The sequence below is a fragment of the Vibrio sp. 378 genome (genome assembly GCF_033339435.1).
In genome coordinates this window covers 1-511 of the sequence record NZ_JAWOUO010001230.1, presented here as the reverse complement: position 1 = coordinate 511, position 511 = coordinate 1, and the positions used below count along the sequence as shown (strand labels likewise).

Below are 511 nucleotides of genomic sequence, written 5' to 3'. Positions count from 1 at the left end.
CATCCGTTGTTGCTATGCTGGTTCACCGTGCAATTGGCGACAAGCTTACATGTGTATTCGTGGATAACGGCCTGCTTCGTCTAAACGAAGGTCAACAAGTAATGGATATGTTCGGCGATAAGTTCGGCCTAAACATCATCAAAGTTGACGCAGAAGAGCGTTTCCTTGAAGCGCTGAAAGGCAAGTCTGACCCAGAAGAAAAACGTAAGACTATCGGTCACGTGTTCGTAGACGTATTCGATGAAGAATCGAAGAAGCTGAAAAACGCAAAATGGCTTGCTCAGGGTACTATCTACCCAGACGTAATCGAGTCTGCAGCATCTAAAACTGGTAAAGCGCACGTGATCAAATCACACCACAACGTGGGCGGTCTACCTGACGATATGGAAATGGGTCTAGTTGAGCCACTACGTGAATTGTTCAAAGATGAAGTTCGTAAGATTGGTCTAGAGCTAGGTCTTCCATACAACATGCTTTACCGCCATCCATTCCCAGGTCCTGGTTTAGGTGT

At 46.2% G+C, this 511-nt stretch carries 1 pseudogene; it reads left to right on the top strand.

The features are described from left to right. Positions 1 to 511, top strand: a pseudogene (locus R7Q48_RS31295) (GMP synthase (glutamine-hydrolyzing)); the annotation flags it as partial.